Source organism: Streptomyces sp. NPDC051940, assembly GCF_040680895.1.
Taxonomy (GTDB): Bacteria; Actinomycetota; Actinomycetes; order Streptomycetales; family Streptomycetaceae; genus Streptomyces.
In genome coordinates this window covers 1-6799 of the sequence record NZ_JBFAXR010000224.1, presented here as the reverse complement: position 1 = coordinate 6799, position 6799 = coordinate 1, and the positions used below count along the sequence as shown (strand labels likewise).

Annotated in this window: 8 protein-coding genes; 7 read left to right on the top strand and 1 reads right to left on the bottom strand. The window is 73.0% G+C overall.

Annotation, left to right across the window (positions count from 1 at the left end):
- The 5 genes from AB0M28_RS39250 to AB0M28_RS39230 all read left to right on the top strand — a co-directional run.
- Positions 1-888, top strand: an 888-nt coding sequence (locus AB0M28_RS39250; RefSeq protein ID WP_365415429.1) for a sugar ABC transporter permease, incomplete at its 5' end; no start/stop codon positions are given.
- The gene (locus AB0M28_RS39245; RefSeq protein ID WP_365415427.1) at positions 885-1751 is read left to right on the top strand and encodes a carbohydrate ABC transporter permease; all 867 of its coding nucleotides are present in this window, start codon (positions 885-887) and stop codon (positions 1749-1751) included. The genes AB0M28_RS39250 and AB0M28_RS39245, both read left to right, overlap by 4 nt.
- Positions 1752-1858: 107 nt before the next feature.
- On the top strand, positions 1859-2506 hold the full coding sequence (locus AB0M28_RS39240) for a GNAT family protein (RefSeq protein ID WP_365415425.1): 648 nt from the start codon (positions 1859-1861) through the stop codon (positions 2504-2506).
- Positions 2503-3039: a GNAT family N-acetyltransferase gene (locus AB0M28_RS39235; RefSeq protein WP_365415423.1), complete on the top strand. Its 537-nt coding sequence runs from the start codon at positions 2503-2505 to the stop codon at positions 3037-3039. The genes AB0M28_RS39240 and AB0M28_RS39235 overlap by 4 nt, the downstream gene beginning before the upstream one ends.
- A 10-nt stretch (positions 3040-3049) precedes the next feature.
- A complete protein-coding gene (locus AB0M28_RS39230) occupies positions 3050-3655 on the top strand; it encodes a hypothetical protein (RefSeq protein ID WP_365415421.1) in 606 nt (201 codons plus the stop codon).
- A 43-nt stretch (positions 3656-3698) separates the two neighbouring features.
- Here the strand turns inward: AB0M28_RS39230 and AB0M28_RS39225 are convergent, their stop codons facing one another.
- Positions 3699-4367: a TetR/AcrR family transcriptional regulator gene (locus tag AB0M28_RS39225; protein WP_365415419.1), complete on the bottom strand. Its 669-nt coding sequence runs from the start codon at positions 4365-4367 to the stop codon at positions 3699-3701.
- Positions 4368-4502: 135 nt separating this feature from the next.
- Here AB0M28_RS39225 and AB0M28_RS39220 point away from each other — a divergent pair, with 135 nt between their 5' ends.
- Both AB0M28_RS39220 and AB0M28_RS39215 read left to right on the top strand, forming a co-directional pair.
- Positions 4503-5540, top strand: a complete 1038-nt coding sequence (locus AB0M28_RS39220) for an ABC transporter permease (protein WP_365415417.1) — start codon at positions 4503-4505, stop codon at positions 5538-5540.
- A 109-nt stretch (positions 5541-5649) separates the two neighbouring features.
- A complete protein-coding gene (locus AB0M28_RS39215) occupies positions 5650-6522 on the top strand; it encodes a DMT family transporter (protein WP_365415416.1) in 873 nt (290 codons plus the stop codon).
- Positions 6523-6799: the final 277 nt, after the last annotated feature.

Below are 6799 nucleotides of genomic sequence, written 5' to 3'. Positions count from 1 at the left end.
GTCCCCGCCGCCGCGCGCCGGGCGCGGGCCTGGCGGCGGGTCACGCCCTGGTTCTTCCTCGCGGCCCCGCTGGCCCTGCTGGTCACGTTCACCTATGTGCCGGTGGCGAACCAGCTCGCGTACAGCTTCACCGACTGGGACGGTGTCAGCCCGGAGCTGCACTTCACCGGCCCCGACAACTACCGGGAGCTGTTCACCCGGGAGGACCTCTTCGAGGTCTTCTTCGTCAGCCTCTACTACCTGGCCGCCTCGGCGGTGCAGATCGTCCTCGCCCTGTACTTCGCGGTGGTGCTGAGCTTCGACGTCCGCTTCCGCAACCTGTTCAAGGGGATCCTGTTCTTCCCGTACCTGATGAACGGCGTCGCGATCGGCTTCGTCTTCCTCTACTTCTTCCAGGACGGCGGCACGCTGGACTCGGCGCTGTCCCTGCTGGGCGTCCACACCGACCACGCCTGGCTCGGCACGCCGTTCTCCGCCAACACCTCGCTCGCGGGGGTGTCGGTGTGGCGCTTCCTGGGGCTGAACTTCGTGCTGTTCCTCGGCGCGATCCAGTCGATCCCCGGCGAGCTGTACGAGGCGTCGTCGCTGGACGGCGCGTCGCGCTGGCAGCAGTTCCGGCACATCATCGCGCCCGGGATCCGGCCGGTGGTCGGGCTCAGCGTGATCCTGGCGGTGTCCGGATCGCTGTCCGTGTTCGAGATCCCGTACGTCATGACCGGCGGGGCGACGGACACCGAGACGTTCGTGATCCAGACGGTGAAGCTGGCGTTCCAGTTCAACAAGACGGGCCTGGCCTCGGCCTGCGCGGTGGCGCTGCTCGTGCTGATCCTGGTCATCACGTGGGTGCAGAAGCGTCTCTTCCCGGACGACAAGGTGGACCTCGTATGAGTACGGCCTCCTCGGTGGCGGTGTCCGGCCCGGTCCGCGTCCGGCGGGCGGCGGCGACGGCGCTGAAGTACCTCTCCCTCGTGATCGCGTCGGTGGTGGTGCTGGGGCCGCTGACGGTGATCCTGCTGACCTCGCTGAAGACCGACCGCGAGGCACAGGACGGCGGGGCGCTGTCGCCGCCCGGCGACTGGCTGAACCTCGGCAACTACGTGACGGCGTTCCGGGACGCGGACATGCTCGGCGCGTTCGCGAACACGGCGTTCATCCTGGTCTTCGCCATCGGCGGCACGGTGCTGATCGGGTCGATGACGGCGTACGCGATCGACCGGTTCGCCTTCCGGCTGAAGAAGACGGTGCTGGGGCTGTTCCTGGTGGCGGCACTGGTGCCGGGGGTGACGACGCAGGTGGCGACGTTCCAGGTGGTCAACAGCTTCGGGCTGGTCGACTCCTTCTGGGCGCCGGTCCTGCTCTACACGGGTACGGACATCGTGGCCGTCGTGATCTTCCTGCAGTTCATCCGGGGTATCCCGGTGTCGCTGGACGAGGCGGCGCGGATCGACGGGGCGAACGCGTTCACGGTCTACCGGAAGGTGATCCTGCCGCTGCTGCGGCCGGCGATCGCGACCGTGGTGATCATCAAGGGGGTGACGGTCTACAACGACTTCTACATCCCGTTCCTGTATCTGCAGTCGGACGACAAGGGCGTGATCTCCACGGCGCTGTTCCGCTTCAAGGGGCCCTACGGGGCGCACTGGGAGGTGATCTCGGCGGGGGTGGTGCTGGTGATCGTGCCGACGCTGGTGGTGTTCCTGTTCCTGCAGCGGTACATCTACAACGGGTTCACGCGGGGGGCGGTGAAGTAGGGCCGGCGGGGGCGGTGAAGCAGGCCCGGCGGGGGGGGCGGTGAAGTGGGCCCGGCTGCTTGGAAAACCCCGTGCCGCGGGCGGGTGCGGGGAGGCACACTGCCCGCATGCTGATCGACCACTGGCCCCTGCTGGGGCTGCGCCTGCGCACCGCACGACTGGAGCTGCGCCTCCCCGGCGAAGGGGACCTGGCGGCGCTCGCCGACCTCGCCGCGCAGGGCGTGCACGCGCCGGACGAGCGCCCGTTCCTCACGCCGTGGACGGAGGGGACGCCGGCGGAGGTGGCCCGGCGCGTCGTACAGGGGCACTGGGGGAGGCTCGGCGACTGGCAGCCCGACGGCTGGTCGCTGGGGCTGGCCGCCTTCCTCGACGGCGAGGCGGTCGGGGTGCAGGGCATCCGGGCGCGGGACTTCGGGGTGCGCCGCGAGGTGACGACGAGTTCCTGGCTGGGGCTGGCGTACCACGGGCGCGGCCTGGGCACGGAGTCGCGGCACGCGGCGCTGGCCCTGGTGTTCGCCGGGCTGGGCGGAGTGTCCGCCACGACGGAGGCGTTCGAGGACAACCACGCCTCGATGGGGGTGTCCCGCAAGCTCGGCTACCGGCCGGACGGGATCAGCCGGGACGTGCTGGACGGCAAGGTCGTCGTCTCGCGGCGGCTGCGGCTGTCGCGGGAGGACTGGGAGCGCTCGGACCGCCCGCCGGTGGAGATCGAGGGCGTCGACCGCTGCCTGGAGCTGTTCGGGGCGGCGGAGTGACGCTCACCCTGCACGTCCCGCCCACGGCCGGCGCCCCCGCGCTCACCCTGCGTCCGTGGCGGGACGCGGACGTCGAGGCGGTGCTCGCGGCGTACGAGGACGCCTCGCTGCAGCGATGGCTGGCCGCGCAGGCCCGTACCCGGGAGGAGGCCGAGCGCTGGGTCGCGTCCCAGCACGAGGGCTGGGCGACGGGGCTGCGCTTGGGCTTCGCGATCACGGAGGCCGGCGGTCCGCCGCTCGGCCATGTGACCCTCAAGCGCCGGTCCACCGCCGCACCCGAGGCGGAGGCCGGTTACTGGACGACGAACGCGGCCCGGGGCAGGGGCATCGCGCCGCGCGCGCTGACGCGCGTCACGGAGTGGGGGTTCACGGACCTGGGGCTGGCGCGCGTTCAGCTGATCCACGCCGTGGAGAACGAGGCGTCGTGCCGGGTCGCACAGAAGTCGTCCTTCGCCCTGGCCGAGGTCTATCCCCCGCATCCGCCGAAGTGGCCGGGGCCGGCGCATCTGCATGTGCGGGCGGCGGAGGGATGAGGAGCGCGGCGTGATCGAACTGCGAGCCGTCCTCGAGGTGCAGCCCTGGGAGGGGCCCGTGCCCTGGGACGTCTCCGACACCGGAGCCTGGGAGCTGTTGCCCCTGGGCGGGGCGATGAGCGATGCCGAGGTGGGGACGGCCGTGCTGACGTTCGTGTCGTACTGCGCGGGGGACCCCGCGGGCCGCTCCTTCGAGGACGTACTGGCCGCGGTGGTCTCGCGGGACGGGTGGGTGGTGCCCGGTGGGCTGCAGGCGGCCGACACCGCGCGGGGCGTGGCGCTCACGCCCGGGTGCTGCTGCGGGCTGGAGGACTGGCGGGACTGGTTCGGGGCCGTGGACGGCGTGGGGGAGGTGTGGCTCGGGCACGACCCCTCGCCGGCCGTGCAACGCGTGGGGGACGTGGTGCGGTTGGTCCTCGACGCGGAGCAGGGCGACAGCCCGGCGATCGAGGTTCCCGCCGACGAGCTGCACGCGCTGCTGCGTGCGGTCGAACGCGACCTCGAGGACTTCCTGCGGCTCGCCTCCACATGGGCGGACCGGCACGTGCCGGTGTACGCCGCCGGTCTGACGGCCGCCCTCGCCCAGGCGCTGGCGCTCCCCGCCGCGGGGGCGTGACCGCCCGGACCGCGCTGCGGGTGAGGCGGCGACAGCCGACGGGCTACGCCGTGGCGGCGGCCTCCGTCGCCGTCGGCAGCTTCGCGGGATCGGCCGTCAGCAGGGCGCGCAGGCCGTTGCGCAGGACGTCGCTCGTGATGTTGCCGAAGAGGGCGTGCTGGGCGAGCAGCCCCTGGCACATCGCGATCAGTGCGCGGGCGATGTCGTCGGCGGGGACGTCCGACCGCAGGACCCCGGCCTCCTGGTACGCCCCGATCAGCTCGCCCCACGCCTCGCGCATGCCCTTGTAGCCGTTGTGCAGGATCTCGGAGAGCGGCTCGCTGCCCAGGGCCTCGCCCCAGACCTGCAGGACCAGCTGCGGGAACGCCTGGCCGGCCATCGGCCCCGCGGGCTGCTCGCCACCGGGCCCCTCCTCCTCCAGGGCCATGGCGATCACGCCCGACAGCACGTCCTCCAGGGGACGCAGCGGCTCGTCGCGGACCGCGCTGAGGAAGGCCTCGCGCAGCGCCGTGAACGCCCCGTCCGCCACCGCCGCGATGATCTCGTCCTTGCCGCGGAAATAGCGGTACACCGCACCGGCCGACAGACCGGTCTCCTTGAGGATGTCCTGCATCGACGTGGCGTGGAAGCCGCGCCGGGTGAAGACGCGGCGGGCGCCGTCGATGATCTGCCGGCGGCGGGCGTCGAGGTGTTCCTGGGATACACGAGCCATGACCCCAGGCTAAAACGAACATTCATTCTTGACAAGGAAGCAGGGTGGGGAGACAGTGGTCCCGACACAAAAACGAACGATCCTTCTCTTTACTTCCACCGCTACGGAATCACGAGAGCAAGGCCGGAGGCTCCCATGCACCGCCAGAACCGCAGCATGATCGCCGTGATCCTGTTGCTCCCCGTCGTGATCGCCCTCGCGCTGTGGGCCTTCACCTGGCCCAGCGCGCGCCTGGCTCCCCGCGACCTGCCCGTCGGCGTCGCCGGGCCGGCGAACGCCACGGCGCAGCTGGAGAAGCAGTTCGCCGCGCGCGACGGCGCCTTCGAGGTCACGGCGTACGAGGACGAGAGCGCCGCCCGCACGGCGATCCAGGAGCGCGACATCTACGGCGCGGTCGTCGCCACGCCGGACGGACCCAAGGTGCTCACGGCGAGCGCCGCGAGCCCGACGGTCGCCCAGCTGCTGACCGCCGCCGTCCAGGAGCAGGCCGGCCCGGATGCCGGCCGGGTGGCCGTGGACGACGTCGTCGCCGCGCCCGCCGCGGACCCGCGCGGCGCCGCGCTCAACTCCAGCGTGCTGCCGCTCGCCCTGGCCGGGGTCGCCGCGGGCGCCCTGGTCACCCTGACGGGACTGCGCGGCCGCCGCGCGATCGCCGCGCTGTTGGGCGGTACCGCCCTGGTCGGCCTGGTCGCGGCGGGGCTGGCGCACAGCTGGCTCGGCATCGTCGACGGCAACTGGTGGGCCGAGGCGGGGGCGTTCGCCCTCACCGCCCTGGCCGGCGGCGCGGGTGTGGCCGGCTTCGCGGCCCTGCTCGGTACCCGCGGTATCGGTGTCGGCGCGCTGTTCGTCGTCCTGCTCGGCAACCCCTTCTCCGGAGTCACCTCCGCGCCCGAGCTCCTCCCCGAGCCGGCCGGCCTGATCGGCCAGTGGCTGCCCCCGGGTGCGGGCGGCACGCTGCTGCGCTCCGTCGCCTTCTTCGACGGCAACGCGATCGCCGCGCCGCTGGTCACGCTCGGGGTCTGGGTGGCGGTCGGGCTGACGATGGTCGGGCTCGGCGCCGCGCGGGCGAAAAGGCGGCCCGGAGCGATGAGTTCTGTCACATCCGGGGGTCAGAACAAGCAGCAGGACACGGAAGAAGTACGCAGCTCGTCAGCCCTTGCGGACGCTACCTGACCTCAATCCTCCCTACCTTGGGAGGTGTCACGGAAAGCCCGGCACTTTCGTCCAGTGGTAGCGGAAACAGCAACCGCACCCGTGTACAGCCCTGATGGAAGGAACCGCCATGTACGCAGCACTTCTCCTGGCTCTCGCCTCTGCTGTCGCGTACGCGAGCGGTGCCGTCCTGCAGGAGCGGATCGCCGGGCGCGCCTCCGCGGTCAAGGCGCTGCGCCAGGGCGGCTGGTGGGTGGCGGTCGGGCTGAACATAGCCGGGGCGCTGCTGCACATCGTCGCTCTGCGGTACGGGCCGCTGACCGTGATCCAGCCGCTCGGCGCGCTGACCCTCGTCCTGGCGCTGCCGCTGCAGGCGGCCGTCACCGGCCGGCGTGTCGGGGCCACGCAGTGGAAGGGCGCGGCGCTGACGATGACCGGGCTGGCGGGGATCGTCGTGGTCACCCAGTCCGACGGCCATCTGCAGGTGCTGGGCGGGGCCCAGATCGCCGGGGTGGTCGGCGCGACGGCGGCGGTGCTCGCGGCGCTCGGCCTCGGGGCGCGGTTCGCCGGCAGCGCCACGGGGCGCAGCCTCGCGCTCGCCACGTCGTCCGGTCTCGCCTTCGGCGTCGCGTCGGTGCTGACGCAGACGGTCGCGGTGCGGCCGTCGTTCGGTCCGGGGACGGTGCTGGCGGCGGTGGCCGTGGCGGTCCTCTCCCCCGGTGGTCTGCTGCTGGCCCAGGCCGGTTACGGCAACGGCCTGGGCGCACCGCTCGCCACGTCGAACCTGGTGAACCCCGGGGTGGCGGCGGCGATCGGGATCGCCCTGCTGGGCGAGCAGTTCGCCTTCGGCGGCATCGGGGTCCTGGCGGCGCTGGCCGCGGGTCTGGTCGCGACGTACGGCGTGCTGCTGCTGACGCGGCCGGTGCGGGTCGCTGCCGCGTGGGCTCCGGCGTCGGTGCGGGTGCCGCGCAGGGCGGCGACGTCGTACGCACTCACGCGGTGAGCCCGCGGCCGCCCGCGGCGCGCGTCACGCGGTGGGCCCGCGGCCGCCCGCGGCGCGCGTCACGCGGTGGCCCGTGGTGCCGGGCGGCGCGAGCCCTGCGGCCGGCTGCCCGCAGCCTGCGGTGTGCGCCTTCCGGCACCGCCCAGCCCCGCCCCCCCTCACGCGGTGAGCCGATGGTCCCGGGCGGCGCGAGCCCTGCGGGCCGGCTGCGCCCACCCGTGCCGCCCCAGCGGCACGACTGCCCGCAGCCTTTGCGACGCGCGCCGTCCGGCACCCC